Here is a 26,370-nt window from a genome sequence, read left to right as displayed (position 1 = left end):
ATTTGTCAAAAATTTCATTGACAAATATGTCACAAGTCAAATAATAATGATATATTTGTAAAATAGGTTACTGAAATGTAACTTTGCGATACTTCAATGAATTATAGAAGCTATTGCTTAGAGTCTCGATCTGAAAACTGGTAATTTTTAACGTACGAGAGGATAAGCAGATAGCTCACGACCTAGGCGTGGGCTCTCTTATCTGTACGTAAGGTATACCAGTGCCCCAGATCGGATATGTAGAGTTTCCACGCCGTTTTATTTCCAATGTTGTCCGATATCATCTCTACACCCTAAGCTGCTTTCTAAAAATATAATAACAGACTGCACGATACAATGGGGTGTACAACTCATTGTGGCTTTTAAGCTTACACGGGACATAATTTTCATTCATATTAATTTTTTTACGATTGTTTGGGCAGGAGATTCTCCTCCCACAAGGAAGTCTCCTCTCAAGCATATCATTTCAAACAACGATTAAAAAAGTATTTTAAGACACAGATATTTATACTAAACATTAGAAAAAAAAAGCCCTTTCCCTCAGTTTGCAGACCACAGGAAAGAGCATAATCAGTCATTAATAATCATTAAAAACCTATTCAAAAATATGAAAAATATTTTTTGCAGGGAACTTATGTCCTTTGCTTTTACTATAATGGCAACAACCACATCCTTTGCCCAGAAAAAGTTTGTTAAAATTGGAGATCCCATTCCTGAAATTTTTTGGACAACACCTTTACAGGTTGTCAATCATCCTCAGAAAACGATTGATCTATCTGAAGATAAGAACAAATTAATCCTGCTGGATTTCTGGAGCACTTGGTGCAGTGCCTGCCTGATGAGTCTCCCTAAAATTGAAGCTTTACAGCAAAAATTTGGGGACAAGGTGAAAATACTTCCTGTAAGCAGCCAGGATAAAGCAGCCTTGGAAAAATTCTTTACCTCTCCAAATGGACATAAGTATAAGAGTATGTTGTCCACATACGGAGATAAGAATCTCCATAATTTGTTCCCACATACGGGTGTTCCGTTTATCGTATGGATCAAGGATGGGAAGCTTTTCAATACCACAGATGCCAAGCAACTCAATGAGCAAACTATCAATGAAGTATTGAGCGGACAAAAATCGTCGTTGCAAACTATCATTCAAATGAGCAGGGAGAGACCTCTAATGCTTTCCGAAGATTACGACCGTCAGAGAAATGTCCGCTTGCTCAATTATTCATTCTTTGTCAAAGGACAGATCCCCGACATCGGGGCAGGAGGGACTTACCGAAAAACAGCATCAGGAAAAATCCACGGCAGGCAGTTTACCAATCTGCCATTATGGGATATGTATTATGCCATAGGATATGAACTTTTCAAGCAACAGGATAAAACATCTTTCACGGAAAAAATGATGGTTATTGAGGTCAATCAACCTGAACAACTAATGCCCATAGAAAAAGCAGACGGTTCAAATGATGGAGCAAATCTTTACAACTACGAATTCATCATCCCAGAACAGAAGTCTGATTCTCTATACAATTATATGCTCGAAGATCTCAATCGTTATTCCGGCTATACCATAATCCTTGAGAAAAGACCTGTAAAATGTTTTGTGTTAGTAAGAACAACCACGAAAGACAAACTGGCGACCAAAGGAGGTGAGAAGCGTTCCACCTTTCCACGAACCCCATCCATTCTGAGAAATGTACCTCTTAAAAATATGGTCAATATGCTGAACGGTGAAATTAATATCAAGGAACTTTTTATCGATGAGACAGGATACACAGGCAATGTAGATCTGGAAGTTTCAGGAGTCAAAAATATTGTCACCTTAAAAAAAGAGCTTCAGAAATACGACCTTGACCTGATACCAGAAGAACGTCAGGTTTTGATGATGATTATCAAAGACCAGCGCAATTAAACATTCCCATCGTTCGAAAAACTATTGAATTTACATTAACGCAAAACTTTATCAGACTATGAATAAATTATTAGTGCTTCCCGTCATATGCTATTGTGTGCCCATTATGGCACAGCAGATGTTTACAGGAAGCGTTATCGACGAAACAACCCGCTTACCCGTAATAGGTGTAACCATCGCCATACAGAACTCAAAGACCGTGACCACGACAGATAGAAATGGAAAGTTTAGTCTCAGTACCAATGAGAAGAAAATCAATCTTGTTATTCTTGGAAAAGGATATGAAGAACAAGTCATTGTTTTGGAGCTTCCTTTGACAGAACCCTTGAGAATTAATCTATCCGAAAAGATAGCCCAAATTGATGAGGTGGTACTTACAACAGGTTATCAGAAAATCCCTAAAGAACGTTCAACAGGTTCTTTTTCATCGGTGAGTAATTCTGCCCTGAATACACAGGTATCCACCAATATCCTTGACCGATTAGCTGCTACAGCCAATGGAATTGTCATCAACAAAGGAACATCCCAAGGAGGATCACAAATTATGGTCAGAGGTCTAAGTACCATTCAAGGTCCTACAACTCCTTTGATTGTAGTAGATAACTTTCCTTACGATGGTGATATCAGCAATATTGACCCCAACATTGTTGAAAGCATTACAGTCCTTAAAGATGCTGCCGCATCGAGCATCTGGGGAGCAAGAGCAGCCAACGGTGTGATTGTCATTACAACCAAAACGGCAAAGTACAATCAGCCTGTGACAGTCAATTTCAACACCTACTTAATGACCAGCCCAAAGCCTGATTTCAATTATCTGAAAATGATGTCAAGTGCAGACTTCATCGATATGGAACAGGAACTTTTCAAAAAGAATTTTTACAACACCGATATCAATTCTACCAACCACCCCGTATTATCTCCTGTGGTCGACCTACTGAATAAAGAGAAGAAAGGATTGCTTTCATCTGAATATGTACGAAATGAAATAGAACGTCTCAAGACCATTGATTCCCGTGACCAATACCGAAAGTATATGTACCAACCTTTGGAGAACAGACAGTATTCATTGAGTATGGCGGGCGGAGCTCCTCAGTTTTCTTGGACATCATCTTTGGGGTATGATGACAATACGGGAAATCTCGGAGAAAAATACGAGCGTGTGAATCTGCGCTTCCAGAATACTTGGCAACCTCTGAAAAACCTTACCCTGAACACTGGAATCTTCTTTACCCATTCCGCAACCCAAAGCGGTCGAAGTGCGTATGGAAGTATTATTATGAAAACCAATTCCGTCCCTTATATGGAAATGGCAGATCAATACGGAAATGCATTGTCGGTTTCAAAATCTTATGAGCAGGGATATAAATCAGCATTAGGCAACGGAAAATTGCTGGACTGGAATTACTATCCTCTTACCGATTGGCAGCATAATTCCGCCAAAAGCAAAAGCTCAGAGATCATTCTCAATGCAGGATTAAACTACAAAATATTGAAAGGGTTGGATGTTGATATAAAATATCAGTATCAGACAACCTCAGGACTTTCCAATACGCTGTATGATGAGGAAAGTTACTTTGTAAGGGATTATGTGAACAGGTTCACAGTCATCAACAGTAATGGCAGTTTGACCTTCAATGTTCCCAAAGGAACGATAATGGATAAGACCAACTCGCAATTACTGATCAATAATTTCCGAGGACAGTTCAATTTTAACAGAGGTTTTGGCAAACATCAGGTTACAGCCATTTTGGGAAGCGAGGTAAGGGATTCGAATTCACAGTCTGACAATAACCGTTATTATGGCTATGACCCCAATAATCTTTCGTTTGGGATGGTAGACCTCAGCAAGAGATTCCCAATTATTGCAGGAGGTACAGCGTTTATCGACAATCTGAACTCTTTGAGGGAATCCACCAATCGTTTTGTATCGGTCTATGCCAATGCAGCCTACACATTTGATAACCGATATACCATCTCCGGAAGTGCTCGACGTGATGCCAGCAACTTGTTCGGGTTGAAGACCAATGACCAATGGAATCCCTTCTGGTCAACAGGCATTTCGTGGAATCTAGCCAATGAGAAGTTTTATTCTGTAAGCTGGCTCCCGAATCTGAAGCTAAGAGGTTCATACGGTTTCAATGGGAATATCAATCCTGCAATGGTTGCCGTAACCACGATGGCATTACTCGGTGTTTCAACATACACGCAGGAGCAGATGGCGAGATTTGACAATTACTACAATCCGCAGCTTCGTTGGGAAACGGTCAGAATGATCAATGCAGGATTAGATTTTGCAACCGAAAATAACCGGATCTCAGGTTCTGTAGAGTATTTTCAGAAAAAAGGAGAAAACCTTTTCGGGCAGGTTCCGCTGGATTATACCATCGGATTGAGCAGTCTTGTATGGAATGTTGCAGGAATTGAAGGAAAAGGCGTTGATGTGGAAATCAAGACCATCAATATCAATAAATCTTTCAGATGGCTCACCACTCTTAATTTCAGTACTTACAAAGATAAAGTGACGAAGTATTATCCGAGCAGTACCATAGCCAGAAACTTTGTACTTGCCTCTGTTCCCATATCCGGAATTGAAGGTTTACCTGTTTATTCGATGTTTGGATACCAATGGGCAGGACTCGACCCTCAGACAGGCGATCCCAGAGGGTATCTGAATGGAGAGGTCAGTAAGGATTACGCCAAGATAATGGGAGCCGATGTTAAAGACCTGCAGTATTTTGGTTCTGCAATACCAACTGTGTATGGTTCTTTCACTAATACTTTTGCTTTTAAACAACTAAGCCTTGATGTCGGAATTACCTATAAGATGGGCTATTATTTTAGAAGACCATCCATTAGCTACACCAGCTTATTCAGGGAATGGAACGGTCACAGCGATTACGAACAAAGATGGCAGAAACCAGGTGATGAAGTCTTTACCAATGTGCCTTCCAATCAATATCAAACGAATTCCAATAGGGATGCATTCTACGCAGGTTCCGCTGCACTGATTGAAAAAGGTGACCATATCCGTCTACAATACATCAATCTTGGATATGAGATCAGTAAAAGGCAATGGCATGGTTTACCACTTAAAAGTCTTCAGTTGTATGCCAATGTCAGCAATCTCGGAATACTCTGGCAAGAAAGTAAAAGCGGGATCGATCCTGATTTCAATTTAGGAAGCAACACCTTAAAACCTCCTATGACCTTTACATTAGGATTAAAAGCTAAATTTTAAAATTGATAGAAATGAGAAAAATTAAAATACTACTAACATCGTTATCATTAATTCTAATCTCGTTTGGATGCAGTGATTTTTTAGACGAAAAGTCTGATCTGAAGCTGGCGACTCCTGATAGATTGGAGGACAACCAAATGCTTCTCAACAATTATGGTTTCCTTAATGTGGATTTTGCTTCGAGTGGAGAAACGAGTTCGGATGACTATTATCTTACGGATGCTGATTACAATGGTTTGAGCTTCGAGGCTTCTAAACGTCTTCACATATGGATGCCCGATAATGTTGCTCCTCCCATCTCATCAGGAAACGATTGGTCTACCTGCTACAGGAGTATTTATATCTGTAATGCCGTTTTATTCAATATGCAGGATAAGAACTTCACAGGTGAACAGGCAGATAATATCAGAGGTCAAGCGTTGGCGCTTCGTGCATTCAGATATCTGGATGCTGCACAAATCTGGTGTCCCGCTTATAATCCTCAAACTGCGGGAATAGATTTGGGGCTTCCGTTAAGATTAGACCCTGATATGAATATCCCATCGGTACGCTCAACAGTCAAGCAGACCTATGACCAGATCATCAGTGACCTGCAAACCGCAATACCATTGCTGTTGCCGAAACAGATTTCCGGTATGCGGATATCGAGAGCCGCAGCTTATGGTTTGTTAGCTCGTACCTATCTTTTTATGGGAGATTATGATAATGCGCTTAAAAATTCCGAACAGGCATTAAGCATCAATAATGACCTTATGGATTTTAATACCCTCAATCCTAATGCTGATTATCCCATTGAGGAATTAAATAAGGAAGTCCTTTTGTGGACAGCGATAACATATGAATCTCATTTAATGCCCGCAAAGATCCCTGACCACATTTATCAAATGTATGACAGCAATGACTTACGCAGAACTATGTTTTTTAGGAAAAATACGACTAATGAGATTCTGTTCAAAGGTTATTATAATAATGTCAATGGACCGATTGTTAGTGTGACGACAGATGAACTTTACCTGATGGCAGCTGAATGCAATGTTAGGCTCAACAAGATTCAAGAAGGTATGGGGTATCTCAATAACCTGCTCGTCAAAAGATGGAAAGCAGGAACTTATGTTCCGATAGTTGCCAATTCACAGGCAGAGGCTTTGAATATTATTTTAAAAGAAAGAAGAAAAGAGCTTTTGATTCGAGGACTAAGATGGTCTGATCTAAAAAGGTACAATCGTGATGGTGCGAATATTACGCTTACCAGAACTATTAATGGGCAAACCTACACTTTGCCACCCAATGATCTGAGATATGCCATCGCTATTCCTGAAGATATTATTACGCTTACAGGAATGCCACAGAATCCAAGATAAAAAATAATAGGGTTGGCAAATTATTGCCAACCCTACTTTTAAATCCTGATTGAAAGGACTATTATTGTCTTCTCTCACTCGGATGAATAGCAAGAACTTGAGAATTAGTCATTCCTCCGATCACATCAACCAAATCCTGCCCTTCCGGAACTGTGATTGTACAAGGTTTATTTCCTGTGGTCAGACATGATGAACCTGCTCCTACTGCCCAGTTAGACTCTTGAGAGAAAGCACCTGCAGAAGTGTCTGTACTGTTGTAATAGAATTGTTGGTCGGCTGCCTTTTTTTCGATGATTTTAAAAGACATCGTAGCACCTGTAAACATAACAGCGGCAATAGCTACCGCATTTATTTTCAAAAATTGGTTGAATTTCATAATTCTGGTCTTTTTATATATCAAAAAAGATTACCATAAAAACTTTAGAAACCTGTCTGAGAAGTACGATTGAGTAGGTTGAAAAATTAATTATACCCATAGATTAACGAATCTTGTCGTACCAAAATATCCTATTCTACATATTCTCAAACAAATTGTTGTTAATAAATTCATTTTAGAGTTTCGGATTGTTAGACAGATTTCGGCTGTCTAATTCTAAGGTTAAACATTAATAACAAATTCCAATCATAATCGTCCGTAAGTAATTACGGTAACATTCTTATCTAGCAGGCCTGCTGTATTTTATATTCATTACTAAAGCTATTGCAGCGAGTAGGACGCATCCTATATTAAAAATCAGGTGCTGATTCCAGCTCATTTTCTCTAAAATTCCTCCGCAGGAACAAGGGAGCTTTTCGGTTGTACTTAATATTAGTGCAATATATCCTGTGAAGACGAGCATCAAAATGAAACTTCCTATCATTCCTACATTTCTGGTCTTCCGATAACACAATAATCCAGCAATTATCAATTCCAGAATAATGATTGCAAAAGGTAAGAATCCAGCGTATGCATTTAATAAAGGTGATTCCGAAATCTGAATCTGAAAATTTTCAAAATCCATTATTTTACTGATGCTGGCATAACAAAACAACAGTATAAAGAAATAGCTGATGAATTCTACGACTCTTGTTTTGACTTTTTTCATAATATTTTATGATTTATTAAAATTGATTTGCTGATTGATTCACTTGGAATTCTGAAGTCTAAATTACACTGACTGTGAGGTTGAGAAAAACAATAGCGGGAAAGAAATATGTTTTCTACGTAATGAAATATACATCCTTCCCACTATATTTAATTTTAACTAATTGAAAGTTAATTATTTAGGGGTTTGTTAGGAATGGAGCCGGAATCTAAGCTTGTTCAAGTACATTTTGTAATAGATTTTTCCGGTAAATTTGAATATATCATAATGTTATGCATTATCATCATAAGATTTCACTTCTGATTTTTAATTTGTTCTTCTTTTTTCTTAACGCCCAGGAATTACAAAGTTTATCATACAAGACGATTTCAGACTTGTATGAAAACTATCCTGAAAACGATTCAAGGGCAATGATTTTTGTGAATAAGTATATAGAAAAAGCAAAAAAAGAAAATAATTGGAAAAAGCAGATTATAGGTTATGAAGATGCCATATACTACACCGAAGACATCAACCGCAAATTGTCTTATGCCGACAGTGCTATCGTGGTGGCATTCAAATCTGGTGACCGTGATATTATTTCAAGGGCATACCTCGGAAAAGGCATTATCTACTATTATAACAAAAGACAATATAAGTATGCTTTGGAGCAATACCTTAAAGCTTATCAATTTTCTCGGAATTCAAGCAACGATTATCTGATAAATAAAATAGACTATCATCTCGGGATGGTAAAAAGTTATTTGGGCTATTACGAAGCAGCAGCAGTTCACTTTAGAAATACGACGAAGTATTTTGAGGAACATATGAAAGAAAACCTTCACCCAAACATAAGGTTGAATAATGAGTCAGGCTACTTTAATAGCATTTACCGCCTGAGTAATTGTTATAAAAATCTTCGTTTATACAATAAGGAAGATTCTTTGATTAGCATCGGGTTACAAAAATTGAAAAACATCAATGAGCATTTACTTGAATATGGTTACTTTCAAAAAGGGAAAGGTGTACAACTTTTAAGAAAAGGGAACACAGATGAAGCACTTAAACATTTGAAACTTTCACGCGATATTTTGGTCAATAATCAGGATTATAATTCATTAACCGCTGTTTATTTTTACTTAGGGAAACTGTATTGGCTCAAAGGAAACAGAGCAGAATCACTGGTTTATCTGAATAAAGTGGACTCTATGATTAACAAGGTTCAATTTACTACTCCCGAGATCCGGTCAAGTTATAAGTACCTCATTACGGATGCAACAGAGAACGGTAGTTTGGGTAAGCGACTGTACTATAGTGACCAGTTTTTACTAACGAATTCAACCTTGAATGTTGATTTTGCAATGTTGTCTTCAAAAATCCACGAAGAATATGATACGGAAAAATTACTAGAAGAAAAACAAATATGGGAGAATAAACTGCATAATGATTTTTACTTTCTAATTGCTACGCCAGTTGTGATTTTTCTTATATTTTTTTTAGTAATCAGACTGCGTAATAGAGAAATTAAATTTCCTGGAAAATTTATTAAACTATTGAAAAAGTTCAGGAAGTATTATTTTTTTCTAATTGCAAACAAAAAAACTTCTGAAAAGAAAAAAACACACAGTCCCGAAATCATTGAAGATATTAAAGAAAAACTCAAAAAGTTTGAAGAAGAAAGGCGATTTCTTGACAAAAACCTGACCTTACCAATGGTTGCGAAAATGTTTGGCAGAACACACTCTCAACTATCTTATGTACTGAATGAACATCTGAATGTTTCTTTCACGCAGTATCTAAAGGTTTTACGAATCGGATATATTACCAACCTTCTAATGGAAAATAAATTGTATCGGCAGTACAAAGTTGAAAATCTGGCTCACGAATGTGGAATGTCTAGCCGACAATTATTCTCAACTCATTTTTACGAAATTAACGGAATAAGACCGATAGAATTTATAAAGAACAGGAAGAAGGAAATCGATGAGAATTGATTTATGTATAAAGGGAGCATTACTCTTTTGTATGTCCTAAAGTACATTCTGCAATATAAAAAACAGCGCATTTATTGAAATATGGAAAACTCATCCCAGCTTTTCGCTCGGAGTTTCCCACATTCCAACAAAGTTTTCACAACAACAGCAAACCTTTTAAAAATTCATAGATGTGTAAAATAGATACAGGTACTCAATCGACCTGCGTAAAAAAGATACAGGTTCTTAGCTGACTTGTGTAAAAGAGATATAGGTTGGTATTTTCCTGTACAATAGCAACCTGAGTAAAAGAGATACAAGTATTCGATTGACCTGCGTAAATTAGACACAGGTTCTTGGCCGACGTGTATAAAATAATACAAGGTTAACCTGCGTAAAAAAAGGCCAGGTGTTATTTTTATCATTTGCCATCTCCCAAAACAGATTTACAAAAAATAGATATTGGTTTTCAATTAATTACGTAATAATTATGATTCTGTTTCTTTTTTTTAGAGCTCTGAAATAACATTCGTTGATTTTAACGGCAAGATGTGTCTTTGTATATACAAACTTTTCAAGTTTGATACCCATAGACTCTCTTGCCTTTTTTGCAAAAAGGGGAAAAAACTGCGGGACTTGTTTTTTGTTTTCCTTGAAATCAGATTTAAGATTCCAAAATAATCCAATTTATTCTTTTTTAATCTCCACGCTTTTCCAAATTATTCCAAATTGTTCTTATTCAATCCAACTCCCTTTAACACTCTTGTTTTAACGGTTTTGATGTTCCAATTTTGCAAAAGAAATTTTATCAAAAACAAAAATGAAGAAATTATGAGAGTAAACCTTGTTACTAAAGAAGACCTTCAGGAGTTCAAAACCGAATTGCTTGAAGACATTAAAAATCTTTTTAATATCAAAATTTCAGAGCAGAAATTATGGCTGCGTTCATCAGAGGTCAAAGAACTTCTGAAAATTTCTACAGGAACATTACAAAACCTTCGTGTCAGTGGAACCTTATCCTACACTCGTGTTGGAGGTACAATATATTACAATTACAAAGACATCGAGAAAATGTTAAATGGCAAAGGATAATTTATTATTAACAAAATGAATTACATAAAACATCTCACAGGTTTCTATGAAAAGGTGGCTCAGGATAGTACACTTAATCCTACACATATCAGCCTGTACTTAGCATTATTCCAATTCTGGAATTTCAACCGTTTCCGAAATCCGGTCAGTATTTCACGTGATGAAGTGATGCGAATCAGTAAAATCCATTCAAAAGCCACCTACCACAAATGCCTGAAGAATCTACATTCTTCAGGCTATATTGATTATCAGCCGTCTTATAACCCTTTTAAGGGAAGTCAGGTTGTTATGCTGGATTTTGCGGGGAAATTGAAACCTGTTTTTAAGAAAGGAAGAATGAGAAATTGAGCTCTACGCTCAATAGAAAGTAAAAAGTAATACAAATAATTCATCGGATAAGGATTTTTTATAAAACAGATAATTTCTTAGTGAATATAATTTAAAGTGACTTGAAATTTCAATTATTAAGAGTTGTTATTATCTAATAATCTTTATCTAAGAACTTTATAAAAATAATCAGACGGACTTTATTTGAAGAGCGCTTTCAATAGTACTATTAATTGATATATATTTTATATAAGGAGACATTGAGGTATTGTGATAGTTTCTTACCAAAATAAATTCTGTATTTGTTAGATCTTCCAATAGTTGAGGATAAGCTGGGTCATCTGCAATTAAAAGTACTTGTTCTAATTTTTCATCTTGTATTTTATCGTAAATGGAGAAGCATATTAAATCATGGGTTCGTATATAGTAAATATTAATTACATAGTTTTCAATTTCTACTAGCTCGGAGTCAAACGAATAGCTCTCAATACTATGGTAATTTGAAATGAAAATTGTCATTTCAATAAATATTTTTCCTTTTATCTCTTCTAAGTTTTTGAAATGTCCTAAGTAGCTACTTAATAATTTTAGAAATAAAGAATTCTTTACGCTTTTATTAAATGATTTTATTGTATTATCATTTTTAAGCGATCTAATAGTATTACGGATTTCATTATTTAAATAGATTCCATCAACCAAAATACTAACAGACGGTTTAACCTGTTTTATTGTTTTTAAGAAGCTAAAGTATTTTTGTCTATATGCATTTGAAGCCATTGATATTGAATCTTTGGTTGACCATGCATCGACAATTTCCAAATCTTCAATTTCATGAAATCCCTCCAACCAAATGTGATCTCCTGAAATATTTCTTACATATTCTGAAATAACTTTACAGCAGAGCTGTGGAAATTTAATAATTTGAATTTCTGCAAATCTGATTATGCCCCATCCTTTGTCCAAAAAATATTGATTTCTAATTTCATCTTTATCATCATTGGTATGAATTGGTTTTTTCCCTCTTAAGCTATAAGGTTCATCGATTTCAATATCTAAATACAAATTATACTGCGGAATATGTAATACGTAATCAGGATGGTAAGGTCTAGATTTTCCATCGTCTATTACTACATTCTTATGAACATAGTTCTTAAAATAATTTAAAATTTTTTTTTCAAAAAAACTCTCACTTAATCCTGTTCTGATGTTTTTTGCAGGTATTAAATTTTCTTCCAAAAGCGTATTTTGAGGATAAAATATGTAAGGGTACTCTTTCATAGGAAAAATTTAACAAAAACAATAATACTAAAATAAAATTGAGGCATTTAACAATAGGATATGGTTTTCCGTAATTATAAATTATTTTTTTTGATAAATTTGAGAATTGATGTACTAAATATACATTACCAAAAACTAATAACAAAAAAACGTAACTACAAATTGATTATTTCCTTTTTTGATTTATCGCAAAAACTTAAGAGAAAAAAACTGTTTCGAATCACCCTAATCAGGTGGAAAAAATGTACCATGGATTTTAATAATTCAATAACCTTACGCACATCCCAATAAAATGACTACAGAAACAAACATCCAATCCTTGGCAATCCATCAGCTCGATTATATAAAAAAGATGTATGCAGAAGAGCCGCACTTTATGCTTGAGCATTATCAATTAGAAAAAACTACAACATATGAATATGAAGGGAGGGAATTACTTGAACTTCTGCAAAATGCAGATGATGCAGCTGAATATACTTCTAATCCAAAAGTTCTAATTCAGTTAATTAATAATCAGCTTATTATTGCTAATACAGGGCAGGTGTTTTCTAAAGATGGGCTCAAATCCATCTTTCACAGTCACCTTAGTTCAAAGTTCAACCAAAAGAATCAGATAGGTAATAAAGGATTAGGCTTCAGAACAACCTTATCATGGTCTGAAAAGGTATCAATTTTAAGTGGTGATCTCAGAATAAGTTTTTCAAGTTCAAATAGTAAAAATATCCTAGATGAGCTATTTAAAATAAATCCTTCAATTGAAGAACTTATTTTAAATAAATATTTGAGGATGGAAGATGCAATTTCAATTTTCAGATGTCCGGAAATTATTGACCACATCACTTTATTCCCGGAATTAGATGGATATGATACGGTGATTATTCTAGATCTCAAAGATATTATAGTAGTGGATGGTCAAATTAAGAAAACGACAGTGGTAATTGAAGAACAGTTATTAAAAAATGTTGATCCTGAAATTTTATTGTTTTTGAATAATCTTAATGAGATTAAAATTGCAACACCTAATATAAATCAGTTAATTACAAGAAAGAATATATCTGAAGAAAAGATAATGGATGATTGTATCTTAAAAAGGATTTCGGTGTCGAATAATGAATTTCTAGACGAATGGAATATTTTTATTAAACAAGGAAGCCATCTACCAGAGTTAGGTACTGAAAAAAATTATGAGGTGGCTGTAGCATGGAGAGATGACTTAAAAGGTGCTAAGAATGTTATCCATTCATACTTCAGAACTGATGTTGTTTTCAGTTTCCCTGGAATCTTGCATGGGACTTTCGAATTAAGTAGTAATCGGAATGAGCTAATCAAAGGAAAAGGATATAATGCATTTTTATTTAAAGAGGCAGCAAATCTAATTTCAGAAGTTGCGCAAATTATCGCACGTAACATTAATGATAAGATTAGTTATTTACCGCTAAAAATAACGGATGTGGATTTTCGTAATCTCAACAGTATGATCAAAGAAATGTCTTTTGAGATGAACCTGTTAAATTCACTTAAAGAACAGGAAGTTTTTCCCACTATAAATAATAATTATATACGTTGGAACAAAGAAGAAACTTCTCCGGCTTTTTACAAAGACATTATTTTTTCTCAATATTTAGATCCCAGTACCTATGATCAGTTACTCTTACACAGTAATGACGAATTTGTAATCAATCTTCTCAAAAAATTGGAATACTGTACTTATAATATTGAGGAAATTATTGAAAGCATTGCAGAAAAAAGAAAAAGTATCAATATTCCAGATTATGCAAGATTGATTAAGGCTATTCAAGAGTGTGCTCAAGGTACTGATTTACAGAATACTAATGGTCTTTTTTACGATAAATTCCAAAATTTATTAACATTTGGATCACCTATATTTCTGCCTAATAATGGTGCAACCTACGCTGTGCCAGAAGAAGTTGGTATTAAGCTAATGGATGATGAGCTTGCAGGAGAGCTTTTAAAATGCTATGATGCTTACGACTATAAAAATCTGACTGTACAACTTGAAAACTTTAACATCAGAGAATTTAGTTTTACTGAGGTTGTTGAATCAATAATAACTTTTTATTCACACAGACCAGAAGTATCAATTACTGATGTAAAAAAAATGCATCATATCATTTTTAATTTATTCAAGGTGAATTCTGAAGATGGCAGACAATGGAAAGGTTCATCTATTAAGATGATTACTAAGAAATTGACAATAGCCAATGCAGATGAACTGTATTTTGGTAAAGATTATGATAATTTACTGAGCGAAGATCTTTATCACTACAAAACAGAAAAAATTGTAGCATCCCATAAAATTTATGGGGTTGATAAGCTTGATATTTCAACTTGGAAAAAATATTTTGAATGGTTGGGAATTGAATATTTTCCTAGAAAAATATATTGTGATGCACCACATGATTATGCTGACTACGTCATGCTGAACTATGATTATCTAAAAGGTATTGAAAATAATGTATTTATAGGTGGTTATGTAGAGTTTAAAAATTTACTGACGGTAGGATATGGAACTATAAAAGTAGTAGCTTTAGATGACTTCGATGACATTTTGAAGAACAATTCAACTGAAATGATAATTAACTGGATCGATAAGGATCCTAAGATTTTATCTATTGTCAATGAAAATATTGAAGATGATTCGTGTCTGATTAATTTTAAATTATCAAATATAAAATCTGCTCTAACAATCAGAGGTGGCAGAATGAAGTCTTATATAAAATGGAAATTAGGGCATTTTAGTTGGTTGCAAACGGAAAGTCAAGTTAAAACAGAGCCTGTTAGATGTGCCACAGCGGCATATATCAATGAAGATTTTAGAGGACTTATTGAAAAACCCAAAATCGATTATGAGAAATTAAAAAAACTAAAGGTTGAAAAAGATAAAATTGATTATATCCTTAGCCGGGTTGGTGTCCATAAATCTATAGATACTTTCCCTCCTGTTTTGATTTATTCAATCCTTAATAAATTACCTCACATTGAAGAAATAGAGAAGAAAGCCAAAACGATATATAATCAGATAGCAGTCAACTATGATGATATTTCCCTCCCTAAATTACAAAGTTTGGAAAGGGAAGCGTATATAAATAACGGAAAAGTATTTTGTAAAGATGGTAAGTTTAATTGTGTTGATGAGGTTTTTTATGTCAATGATAGACGATATGGGGAAGCAGTTATCAGGCAGTTTAATGTTATCGACATTGAACGGCGAAGAGGCAAGGATAAGATTACTAAAATATTTGGAGTAAAGCCTTTGGATAAACTTGAGCTTAGTGTCGTTGGAAGTCCGGTAATTCATCCTCTTTCTCCAAAATTTGAACAGGAAATCGAAAATTTTAAACCTTATGTTTATGTTCTAAGAAAAGAACAGGATAGCGGGAATGAAAAAAATATAATTAAGACCACAAAGTTTCAACTCGTCTCAAAATTAAAAGCAACATCAAATAAAGGACAATATGTTAAAACGTTTGAATTGAATGATTTTGAATATTTATATATTAAAAAAAGAAATATGATCTATTTAAATATTCCAGTTCATTTTAGTGAGGTCACTGATTTGAAGGAGGATATTCATTTTTGTTCCGCAATAGCAGAGATATTTTCGGCAATAATTGATGTTGATTCTCAGCGCCTACAGATTAGAGAACTGTTTTCAAAAAGCACATCTGTCAGAGATGAGCTATTGCGTTCAGAGTTAGATGACGAAAAACTGGAAAAACTACAAGATGCGAGAGAAAAGTTAGGGATTACTAGCGATCCAAAAATAGATTTTTGGATGTCATTTGTTAAGTGTTTTAAAAGTAAAAAGATGTCTTTAAAAGATAATACTGATAATGAAATTTTGACCTCGCTTTTAAAAAACTTTCCTGATCAAATTCCAGTTATTACAAATTCAATTGATTTAATCAATTATACCGATTTTAGTGATGAAGTAACTTTAGAACATATTGTATTTCTATTAAAATCTTTTGGAATTACTCTAGAGCAATTTAATAAATACCATTATCCATCAATTGATATTAGTTTATTATACGACATTGAATTTAGACGAGCTATATCAGATCATTCAGAAAGTCTTAAAAGCTTATTATATACCAAATGTTATAGAAACGATTTAAATAAAAAAGATTTTCTTAAGCTTAATAATGAGTATGATACCCTATATTGTGAGAATTTAAATGATGTTAATTTTGATGTAATTACAGATCTTAAAACTGTAGTGCAAGATCGATTTGACATCAATTTAAATGATGCATATAATTCTATCGACCTACGCCAATTGCATCGTCAAAATAAAGAAAAGTTATGGGAGTTTTTAAATATTGAAAAATTAGACAGTAAACTTTTCAACCAATTTTTGGATGATCTTGAAATACAGTCATTGCTATTGTTTGACGATGAGTTTCTAAATATACAGGAAATTTTGATGGAATGGTTAGGGAAGAATCAAAATGAATCGATTGAACCTAATAATAATTCCTCAAAATCATTCAAAGTAAGTTTTGGTAATACTCAATTATTTTACGATGATTTTTTTGATTTGAGATCACAACTTGATAATTTGCTAACTGATCATGACTTACAAAATATAATATTTGAAAACATTAAAATAACAAGGAAAGAAATTTCATCAGGAAACAGAAATTCTTCGGGTAAGAATCCTGCAAAAGGATCAAATCTCAGAAAACAGAAAGAAGAAATTGGCTTTTTAGGAGAATATATAGTATATAATCATTTACTTAAACTAAGTGAAGATAAGTCAAATGTAAGTTGGGTATCGGCTTATGCTAAAGAATGTGGGGTCAATTTAGATGGAAAAGATGGCTGGGGTTACGACATTGAATATTTGCCAAAAGGGACGAAATATAAACATTTTGTTGAAGTAAAAGTTGTAGGCTGGGATGACTCATTTCACATAACTCCTAGAGAAGTTCAAGCTGGCGAGCGTTTAAAAAATAATTATGAAATCTTTTTAGTTAGAAATTTGGAAAATATTTCCTCTGTGAAAATTGAAAAAATACAAGGAATTTTTAATTACAGAGGTCAATCTTTTTCAGATAATGATATGTTCACAGTTGTAAATGATAATTTTATTTTAAAGTTTAAGAGAGAAATCTAAATATCAGGGACTTTTTCAATTAAATGACAGAGCTCTTATGTAATTTCCAAATAGATATCAAATCATTTCCTAAATAAAAGACTTAGAAAAAATAAATGATGGGGTTTTATTAAATAAGAGCAATTAGTTAGTTTTAAGATTTCTAAAGAAACTTGGCGAAAATTCAGCAATCTTACTTGCAAATCCGAACGAAAATTTCTACTTTTACTACGTAAAATTTTTATATTGAATTTTACCGCTTTTTGCAAATGCCCTATTTAAGGCCTTTCACAAGATGCTACAGCGAAATGCTTATCAATAAAAGGACGAGAAGAAGTTACAAAAACCCTCTCTCTCCGCAAAAAGCCTTAGAATATTTATTCTAAGGCTTTCTTATTTCTGAATCATACGTACTTTTCTGGCAGTGTTACAATTATCATCTGGTACTTCGTTTAACGCTCATATGGTCTTAATTACCCTTAATTTCATTTTGAGAGAAAAAGATAGGTAACTAACTTATTTTCCATTTTACCTAAAACTAATATTATTCGGTTTTTTGATTGTCTGTCAATTCGTGTGTTTTTATGTTTTTTACTAATAATATTTTATTTTAGTGATTTTTTTTCTTTAAAATGAGGATTTAGTTTATAAATAATTATATTAGCGGCTAATTTAACGAAATATAAATATAGAATTTTTTTTACGAAATTCTTATGTCTTTAGTTTCGTGAAAAAGAATGATAGACGTCATTTTGTATCATCACAAACCGAAAAATATTAATAAAAACATCCATGAATTCACCCGAAGTAATCAGTAAAACAAAATGGTTTTCTAAATTTTCATTATCTTTTTTAGCAATTGTTGGTGCTATAAATACTGCTCTTTTTATAATTTTACCTCTTTTACCTTATAAAATTTCACAGTTTATATTTCCCATAGGATTTTCCACCTTAGGATTGGCAATACTATTCTCATTTGGTTTTTCTTTTTATTGGCACAAAAAAGAAAATAACGGAACCTTTAATTCTCTAAAATGTATTTCCTGGCTTTCAACACTGTTGCGGTACTGGATTGCATTTTTACTATTGGATTTTGGCTTTCAAAAAATATTTGAAGTTAATTTTAATTATTCATATCATATCAATGATTCTTTAACAAGCGCATTAACGGGTCCGGAATTAACCTGGAAATATTATGGGTTTTCTTATGGACTTGCTGTGATTTTGGCCTTTTTCCAAATCATCGGGAGCGTTCTTTTGTTATTCAAACGTACAACTTTACTAGGCATTGTAATACTTTTACCCGTAATGCTGAATATTGTTTTGATTAATGTTTTTTATCGTATCGGACCCATTACATTATTGACATCGATCCTGATCATATTAGGCTTAGTTAATCTGTTTTTACAGCAAAAAGTTAATATCATAAGCTTCTTTGATCAACACAAAAATAGACTACCCTCTGTAGGTAATAATTTTTTCCGCTCAATCGCTCGTGTTTTATGTATTCTGATTCCTTTATTGTTTGTTATTTACTATAATTATGACGTTCACCTTTCAAGAAAGTTTTTTGGAAAATGGAAAGTTACATCGATGACACGTAATGGAAAATTGGTTAAAGAAAATCAATGGCAGCAAGATACTTTGGCCTGGAAAACAATTTATATTGAAGAAAGAGGAAAAATGTATTATTGCCCCAATCCATATATGTATGTGGATAGTACTTCACTATTTATGAAATATCATCACGATGATAAAGGGCAGAATTTCAAGGTGATATCTTACGAAAGAAATCCGAGGAAACCTGATACAATTCCTGTTCAGATAAATAATTTTAGAAATAAATCAATGCAATGGAAAATGATTTTATACAAAGACACTATTCAAATGGAATTAAAGAAATAAAATCTTTAATAATACCAAACCTGATCGTCGTTTGATGAGAGCTCCATAGTCTTGAAAAAAGGTCTGGGGATGTAGATCCCTCTCTCTGTCAATACCTGAAATGACTTTTATAAATGTAGAAAAGCTTTTAAAGCCTGCAAATTTTTAAATTTGCAGGCTTTACTTTTTCTCATCTCTATGATTTTCATTCATTTTTTTAGATCATATCTTACACAAAGGGGGTATTGATAATTGAAATAAGACTGAATACATTTGATTCATAAAAGAAAAGAAATATTTTTTGAATCCTAAAACTTACTATATATTATTTTCTTTCAAATTAAATTTAAAGACGACAGTTTGTTGTATAAATTATATTAGAGCAAAGTCGATGTTTGGATATAGATCGGAATTTCAACTCCAATCTTCTTATAATCAAATAGATAATAATTATTAACCATAAAAATTTATATGATGTCAGATAATCAATTGATCAAAGGTTTTACAGGGGCATTTACCTGGGAAAATGTTGGACAGCAAATAGCCAACGGGCTGATCTCCGGTGGTGCTAGTTTCGCGATGGGAATTCTGTTAGATGGTCTTTTTGCCAAAAAAGAGAATATGGGGGATATGTTTCAGAAATTTGCAGACCAGATTGTTGAAAGACTTTCAGTAAAAATGCGGGAGATCGTAGATACTGCATTCTTCAAAGACAATATGCAGGAACTTATTAACCGTTCCAGATCATTGGAAACCCAGTATAGGGCATATCTGCTTGTTGAAGAACAAAATTTACTGGATGATATGGAAGAAGATTCATTTGAAATCAATCAAAAAGCAATGTCTTTACAGATGCCCGCCATTGGTATTTTTTGCATTCAAAAGGTTATACAGATTGCCATATTTGAAGAAAAAAAGAAATTCAACTCTAAATATCATCAGCTGATCGAAGTTGAAATCAATGATGCGGATAAATATATTCAGGATATGCATAGGTTAGCTATTCATAAAATTGATTCCGCATTTGTCTATGACCATAAAACCCAATACGGGATGGATGGTGAGATGGAAGCCAGTTGGGGGAACGTGTATTATGAAGGAAAGCTATTGGGTGTAGTAGACAAATTGGGGAAACATGGGAATCCATTAGATTCTGATGGCAAAAGTTTAGGCACCTACAAGTTTGAAAAATATCAGCAACTTGAAAAAGATATCATCAATCCGGCCAGGCTAATTATTAACAAACTGAAGGAAAATATAGTAAAATAGTCATATTATTATAAACAAAAACCTTAGAATAAATTTTCTAAGGTTCTTTTATTTTCAAATAGAATGGATTGGTATTTTTTAGCTTAATACCTCACATGCGACAATGCAAATCACCCACGGACATCTTTTTATTCCCGGTGGTGGGCAGCATGCTTCGGAGCAACTCAACGCTCCACCATTAATACTCTTCAACTGATCTCTTGAAATTTTCTTATAATTTTTCATAATAAAGTAATTAGGTTAAAATTAAATTTAAGGCTGGTTTCCGCCACCACATCCGTCGTATGGCATGCATTGCCATTTTCCGCTGATCAGGCACAGCTGGCCACCCGGACAGTTGATGCCTCCTTTTATTGCTTTCATTTCCTGTCTTTCGACTTTCTTTAAATTTTTCATATGAATAGGTTTGGTTCTGTTCGAAATTAATAAATTTTTCTCAACTAAAGGAAATAATTCTTAATAAATTTATTTTTAATGATTGGGCTTATGTCATCATAAAAGTTGATAATGCGTTTCAGGAAAGTATTTTGGCTGATTAATTATTCAATAGGAGACCGGTAGAATTATTGATTGAAAAAGTATAAACGACACTCAAAACCATAATCAATTGATTTGTTTTTTTGTGTAATATTGAATGAGATGACCAATTATGTATTTTAATTATCGATTTTCCATATGGTATCATACAGTCTGTTTTACCGTCACTTTATCCACCATAAATTTCATTTCGGTCAGGTGATTTTCTTTGTCAAAGGCCATATCAACTGTTTATTTTTTGTATAAAATTACGTAAAGCTTCAGTATTGATTTAAAAATACCATTTCGTCTGGTATTTATATAAGAAAGAGGGCTGAAAAATAGCCCTCTTTTATTGTTTAGTAATGAGTATCTGAGAATATAGGTTAGTTCCGTAAAAACTGACCAATATCTGCAGAATCAAAAGTAAAAGCAGATTGGTTTTCAGATTTATCTAGTTTTTTACTGATGGTCAGCGCCCATAAAACCAATTCTTTACAGAAGTTCTGATCTTCCACGCTTAATTCTGAAGCATTTTCCTCAACCACGGTTACCAATGGGGTAATGCTGTTGAGTTTAGCATAGAATTCTTCATCTGTATCAGAATAGTTCAGTTCCAGATGGTTTTTATTAAACCATTTGATCAAGTCGGTGTACGGTGTTTTTATCCCTTCTTTTTCCAGTTTGGATATCCTTGGGAATATACTTTCAAACTGGATCATAACTGCCTGGTCAATTAATATTTTCGCGACATAATCTGCGCCTTCCTGCTCACCTTCATACACCAATTCAATTTTTCCTGTAATTGATGGGATAATCGACATAAAATCCAGCAGACGAACCGTTGTTTTTTCAGCATCTGACTCTATCAAACGGAGTTTTGCCGCTGCAACAAGATTTTCCATAGCGCTGATGGTAAGACGTGCACTTACGCCACTTTTAGCATCTACATATTCACTGTCACGGGCTGCAAAAGCCACTTCTTCTAAAAGATCCTTTGCTAAATCTGGAATTTGTATCTGTGAAAGATCTTCAGATGAGATCATCGCTTCCTGTTCTGTAATCTGTCTTGCCAGAGCAATGGTTGGTGGATAGTGGGTGAAAATTTGTGATCCGATTCTGTCTTTCAGCGGGGTCACAATACTTCCTCTGTTGGTATAATCTTCCGGATTCGCGGTGAACACAAACTGAATGTCAAGAGGCATTCTCAACTGAAATCCGCGAATCTGAATATCACCTTCCTGCAGAATATTGAATAGGGAAACCTGAATTCGGGCCTGTAAATCCGGAAGTTCATTCAGAACAAAGATAGAACGGTTGGCACGGGGAATCATCCCGTAATGTAAAACACGCTCGTCAGAATAAGGAAGTTTTAATGTCGCTGCTTTGATCGGGTCTATATCGCCAATTAAATCCGCAACATTCACATCCGGTGTAGCCAGTTTTTCAAAGAAACGGTTCGAGCGGTGTACCCACGAAATCGGAGTTTCATCACCAAGTTCCTCAATAAGATCTCTCGCATATTTTGAAATAGGCTGAAAAGGGCTGTCATTAATTTCAGATCCTTTTACAATCGGCATGTATTCATCTAGAAGGTTCACCATACTTCTCGCAATTCTGGTTTTGGCCTGGCCGCGTAATCCTAAAAGGTTGATATGATGACCGGCAAGAATCGCTTTTTTTAATTGAGGGATGACCGTGTCTTCATATCCCCAAAGCCCTTCAAATACAGGCTCTTTAGCCTTAATCCGGGCAATCAGGTTTGCCTGGATTTCCTGGTTAATGGTTTTGTCGGTATAGCCGGATTTCTTTAATTCTTTAAATGTAATATCGTTTTTCATTTTCTTTTTAAGTACTAATAATTATCTGATGGACTATTGATAAATCTCAAATTTAAAGTCTGTTATCTATTATCTATTATCTATTATCTGACGTCTGTTATCTGACATCTGAAATCTATATCCTCTTTATTCTGTTTTTCTCGTAATCTTCAAAAATCATTTGCCCTAAGCCGGAAAGTCCTGTTAAAAAGGCTTTTCCCTTATTCTGAGCCGTAAAAGCTTCCACAAATTTACGCAGATAAGGATCCTGGGCGATCATAAAGGTTGTGATGGGGATTTTAAGTTTTCGGGCTTGTGCTGCTCTGTTCAGACACTGCGAAACGATCATTTCATCCAGGCCATTACTGTTCATGTAAAATTCTCCGGTAGGAAGTTGAATACAGCTTGGTTTTCCATCTGTAATCATAAAGATCTGTTTGTTGGTATTTCTTTTTCTGCGGAGAATATCCATTGCCAGTTCTAGTCCGGCAACCGTATTGGTATGATAAGGCCCGACTTTTAAATAGGGGAGATCTTTAATTTTTATCGGCCAGGCTTCATTTCCAAAGACAATAATATCGATGGAATCTTTAGGATATTTCCTGTTAATTAATTCTACCAGCGCCATGGCTACTTTTTTGGCGGGAGTGATCCGGTCTTCGCCATATAAAACCATAGAGTGGCTGATGTCAATCATCAGGACGGTGCTCATTTGAGCTTTATGTTTGGTTTCCTCTACAATAAGGTCATCCTCCGTTAGTCGCAAATCAGAAATTCCATTATTGATCTGTGCATTCTTCAGGCTTTCTGTCATATTTACGGTGGACAGATCATCTCCATACTGAAAAGAACGGTTTTCACCATCACGCTCATCACCAACGCCCGTTTTTGTGGTTCGATGATTTCCCATGCCGCTTTTTTTCAGTTTTCCAAAAATCTGATCCAATGCATATTCACGTAAAGCTGCCTCCAGTTTAGCCGTTAATACATTTTTGCCTTTCCCCGCTCCTGAATTACCTTCTTTAGGATCGTCTTCTTCCTTGATATATCCTCTTTTTTTCAGGTCTTCCTCAAAATCCTGAAGCGAATATTCATCGCTGAAAATATCATATTCTTTATCGAGCATATCAAGCCATTCAAAGGCTTCCTCAATATCACCGGAAGTATGGGTAAGCAAATCTTTGAAAACATCAAAGACCCGGTCAAAATGAGAAATATCTTCCGGAATGTGTTTACTGAACGTAAATCCTTTTTGAATATTAAAATCTTTATTTTTCATAAGATGCTGCTGCTGTTATCAGTTAACCTGATTTACTTTATTTAAGCATACAAGTTAGCGAAATATCACATCAGGACCCGCTCAGGAAAATAGAAAATACTAATGACAGCGATATGAAATGACCTATAGCTTCAACGAGCATTAACCAGTGCGGACTTTTCGTAGGGAAGATCATTAAAGACTAGTCAACATAGGCATGGATTTTATTATAAAGAAAACTCCTTGGATTAGTTCTCGTAATCAGTTCCAGCTCATGATCGGTCAGTCTCCCGGCAGTATCTGCCCACATCTGTTTATCACTCTTCTGACTGCGGACTACATAAAAATCGCTGCCATAAAGAATTCTGTCACTGATGCCACTGTCCTTTTTCAGAAGCGATTTTAGCATCGGAAATATTCGGTCATCATGAAGGATATAGCTGATGTCTGCATAAACATTAGGATATTGTAACATCATACTGTAGATAATGGCAAACCAGGTGTTATGACGCCACGAATTTTCCAAAGCCGTAGGAATGAAATTGATTCCTTTACCCTGCGGAGTTGTAAAGCCGTTTTCAGAAAGATAACGGTCACGTTCCATATATTTAGCCCATTCATCTTCGCCACCGAAATGTCCGAAACAAATTTTCAGTTCGCTGAGATTCTTCTTAAGGGGCTCATCCCGGTTCGTATATCCGAATAGTGAATTCAATGCCTCGTCATTATAATGCTCAAGCAACAGTTTCAGATAATATTCGTCCAGCAGGCACAGGTAATTCAGCGGATGGGTAAAATTATTAGAGAAATCACTATTGTTAAGTTCATAGAGTCTTAAAGGTTCCCGCTTTCCTTTTTCTCCCGTAGACTGTAAAAATACAGGATGGCTGTTCCATTCTTTCTTTTTATTTCCGCGATAATAGATGGTGCCTTTAATACAATGATTCAGTACAGGGATTTGGTTTTCACACGCCCATAACATCAGGGGAAGCAGATCTTTGTCAAAAGGATAATAGCCAAGGGCAGGGTAGGTTTTAATTCCTCTGAAATCCTCTTTGATGATACAGTTTTTCATCTCATCAAAATAGGTGCGGTCATCATTGATCCTGCGCGGATCAGCAAAGACAAAGGGAATACAGGTTTTAGATTTGATTCGCTTAAGAGCCTTGAGTTCATTAAGCTGATTCATATAGTTTGATGGAGGTGTACCGGCTTCCATATAATCCATATCCATAGGAAGAACCACGAAACGGCCATCAGAAGGATATTGCTTTTCCAGCATACGGAAGATGGTCATTTGTTTTTTATGAAACGCAAACCTGCCGATACTGATATAACGCTTCAGATAGGCTGAGGTTTCCGATCCCGGTAAAAACCGCAGAAACTGAAACAGACTTCTGGCTATAAAGATCACCAGATTTCGTCCCGATTTACTGAGTACAAAGAGCAGCAGCACAATCAAACACCTTAATATGATCTGTTCAGGCGAAGGCAAAAGAAAAATACGCTGCATAAAAGTACTTAACTCTTCCACATATCCAAACCAGGCATGGTCATTAAATTTATCGGAAAGAGTTCCAAAAAAAAGAATAAGAAGAGTGTCTAAAGTTAAAATCATTCCAATAGGAAAGGTAATATAAGGAACTTTCTGAAGAAACCAGGTGATGCCGAAACGAAGGGATTGCCATTTTTTATAGGGACGCTGATACCTCCATTTGGCCGGAATTTTATAGTACCATCTGAAATACCCTACAATCAGTTTTATAGTCAGTACAAATCCAAGTCCCAGCGGCAAAAGCTTTTTACCAAGAAATGGCGGAATATGTTCCCCGGTAAAGGTGTGGGTATGACAATTAATAAAAGGAGGTCTTTTTTCAGCAGATGAATTTTGCGTATGCAGAGGTGTTTCCGGTAGTGTTGGGATACTCATTATTCAGGGGTGTTCGTTTTGCGCACAATTTACAAACAAATATTCAATCTGAATTCTCTTTTTTATTGTCGTTGTTAAGTCACTGAAAGGGAGTTTTTTTTTTGTCCTAAAATTCGATGGCAGAGGGCTGGCTGTTTTTGAAATGGCGTTTTGATCCTGTCATTTATTGATTTTTCTGAGGGCCTGCAGGAATGAAATCAGGAATATAGGCATGCTCATTCCTCAATATCTGAACTATCATTTTGGGTAGCGATAAAATTTTATAAACCTCCTCTTTCCTGAAGTCATCATTTGTTATTTATAAAACCTAACCAAAAGAGGTGATAGGGGTG

At 34.6% G+C, this 26,370-nt stretch carries 17 protein-coding genes; 9 read left to right on the top strand and 8 right to left on the bottom strand.

From position 1 onward, the window contains the following. Positions 1-607 precede the first annotated feature (607 nt). Genes EG346_RS20980 through EG346_RS20970 form a run of 3 tightly spaced genes read left to right on the top strand, consistent with a single transcriptional unit; the run spans position 608 to position 6,508 of the window. On the top strand, positions 608-1,909 hold the full coding sequence (locus tag EG346_RS20980) for a TlpA family protein disulfide reductase (RefSeq protein ID WP_123881312.1): 1,302 nt from the start codon (positions 608-610) through the stop codon (positions 1,907-1,909). A gap of 58 nt (positions 1,910-1,967) precedes the next feature. Beyond that, the gene (locus tag EG346_RS20975; protein ID WP_123881310.1) at positions 1,968-5,147 is read left to right on the top strand and encodes a SusC/RagA family TonB-linked outer membrane protein; all 3,180 of its coding nucleotides are present in this window, start codon (positions 1,968-1,970) and stop codon (positions 5,145-5,147) included. A gap of 11 nt (positions 5,148-5,158) precedes the next feature. After that, positions 5,159-6,508, top strand: coding sequence for a RagB/SusD family nutrient uptake outer membrane protein (locus EG346_RS20970; protein WP_123881308.1), 1,350 nt, complete (start codon positions 5,159-5,161; stop codon positions 6,506-6,508). A 61-nt stretch (positions 6,509-6,569) separates the two neighbouring features. Here the strand turns inward: EG346_RS20970 and EG346_RS20965 are convergent, their stop codons facing one another. Further along, positions 6,570-6,884: a hypothetical protein gene (locus tag EG346_RS20965; protein WP_099766247.1), complete on the bottom strand. Its 315-nt coding sequence runs from the start codon at positions 6,882-6,884 to the stop codon at positions 6,570-6,572. A 280-nt stretch (positions 6,885-7,164) separates the two neighbouring features. Then, a complete protein-coding gene (locus EG346_RS20960) occupies positions 7,165-7,593 on the bottom strand; it encodes a MauE/DoxX family redox-associated membrane protein (protein WP_123881306.1) in 429 nt (142 codons plus the stop codon). 272 nt (positions 7,594-7,865) lie between these two features. Here EG346_RS20960 and EG346_RS20955 point away from each other — a divergent pair, with 272 nt between their 5' ends. The 3 genes from EG346_RS20955 (at position 7,866) to EG346_RS20945 (ending at position 10,985) form a co-directional block, all read left to right on the top strand. Continuing rightward, positions 7,866-9,566 carry a helix-turn-helix domain-containing protein gene (locus tag EG346_RS20955; protein WP_123881304.1) on the top strand — a complete coding sequence of 567 codons (1,701 nt, stop codon included), beginning with the start codon at positions 7,866-7,868 and terminating at the stop codon, positions 9,564-9,566. An 810-nt stretch (positions 9,567-10,376) separates the two neighbouring features. Beyond that, on the top strand, positions 10,377-10,637 hold the full coding sequence (locus tag EG346_RS20950) for a helix-turn-helix domain-containing protein (RefSeq protein ID WP_034731777.1): 261 nt from the start codon (positions 10,377-10,379) through the stop codon (positions 10,635-10,637). Between the two features lie 15 nt (positions 10,638-10,652). Continuing rightward, positions 10,653-10,985 carry a hypothetical protein gene (locus tag EG346_RS20945; protein ID WP_228426243.1) on the top strand — a complete coding sequence of 111 codons (333 nt, stop codon included), beginning with the start codon at positions 10,653-10,655 and terminating at the stop codon, positions 10,983-10,985. Between the two features lie 168 nt (positions 10,986-11,153). On the opposite strand, the gene EG346_RS20940 is transcribed toward EG346_RS20945, so the two are convergent. Next, on the bottom strand, positions 11,154-12,242 hold the full coding sequence (locus EG346_RS20940) for a putative endonuclease domain-containing protein (protein ID WP_123881302.1): 1,089 nt from the start codon (positions 12,240-12,242) through the stop codon (positions 11,154-11,156). Positions 12,243-12,534: 292 nt separating this feature from the next. On the opposite strand from EG346_RS20940, the gene EG346_RS20935 reads away from it, so the two are divergent. The 3 genes from EG346_RS20935 (at position 12,535) to EG346_RS20925 (ending at position 20,514) form a co-directional block, all read left to right on the top strand. After that, entirely contained in the window at positions 12,535-17,382 is a 4,848-nt protein-coding gene (locus EG346_RS20935; protein ID WP_123881300.1) for a sacsin N-terminal ATP-binding-like domain-containing protein, read from the top strand. 771 nt (positions 17,383-18,153) lie between these two features. After that, positions 18,154-19,266: a hypothetical protein gene (locus EG346_RS20930; RefSeq protein WP_123881299.1), complete on the top strand. Its 1,113-nt coding sequence runs from the start codon at positions 18,154-18,156 to the stop codon at positions 19,264-19,266. Between the two features lie 450 nt (positions 19,267-19,716). Continuing rightward, a complete protein-coding gene (locus EG346_RS20925; protein ID WP_123881297.1) occupies positions 19,717-20,514 on the top strand; it encodes a hypothetical protein in 798 nt (265 codons plus the stop codon). Positions 20,515-20,592: 78 nt separating this feature from the next. Here EG346_RS20925 and EG346_RS25525 read toward each other — a convergent pair whose 3' ends face one another. The 5 genes from EG346_RS25525 to EG346_RS20910 all read right to left on the bottom strand — a co-directional run bounded on the left by EG346_RS25525 (position 20,593) and on the right by EG346_RS20910 (position 26,038). Next, positions 20,593-20,739, bottom strand: coding sequence for a bacteriocin-like protein (locus EG346_RS25525; protein WP_407919893.1), 147 nt, complete (start codon positions 20,737-20,739; stop codon positions 20,593-20,595). A 27-nt stretch (positions 20,740-20,766) separates the two neighbouring features. After that, positions 20,767-20,910 (bottom strand): bacteriocin-like protein, encoded by a 144-nt coding sequence (locus tag EG346_RS24930; RefSeq protein WP_164466250.1) that lies wholly within the window; start codon positions 20,908-20,910, stop codon positions 20,767-20,769. Positions 20,911-21,416: 506 nt separating this feature from the next. Continuing rightward, positions 21,417-22,871 carry a sigma 54-interacting transcriptional regulator gene (locus EG346_RS20920; protein WP_123881295.1) on the bottom strand — a complete coding sequence of 485 codons (1,455 nt, stop codon included), beginning with the start codon at positions 22,869-22,871 and terminating at the stop codon, positions 21,417-21,419. A 115-nt stretch (positions 22,872-22,986) separates the two neighbouring features. After that, a complete protein-coding gene (locus EG346_RS20915) occupies positions 22,987-24,129 on the bottom strand; it encodes a vWA domain-containing protein (RefSeq protein WP_073335958.1) in 1,143 nt (380 codons plus the stop codon). A gap of 181 nt (positions 24,130-24,310) precedes the next feature. Then, positions 24,311-26,038, bottom strand: coding sequence for an amidohydrolase family protein (locus tag EG346_RS20910; RefSeq protein ID WP_123881293.1), 1,728 nt, complete (start codon positions 26,036-26,038; stop codon positions 24,311-24,313). Positions 26,039-26,370 lie beyond the last annotated feature (332 nt).

The sequence above is a fragment of the Chryseobacterium carnipullorum genome, assembly GCF_003815695.1.
Taxonomy (GTDB): Bacteria; Bacteroidota; Bacteroidia; order Flavobacteriales; family Weeksellaceae; genus Chryseobacterium; species Chryseobacterium carnipullorum.
This window is presented reverse-complemented; position numbering and strand designations above follow the sequence as displayed.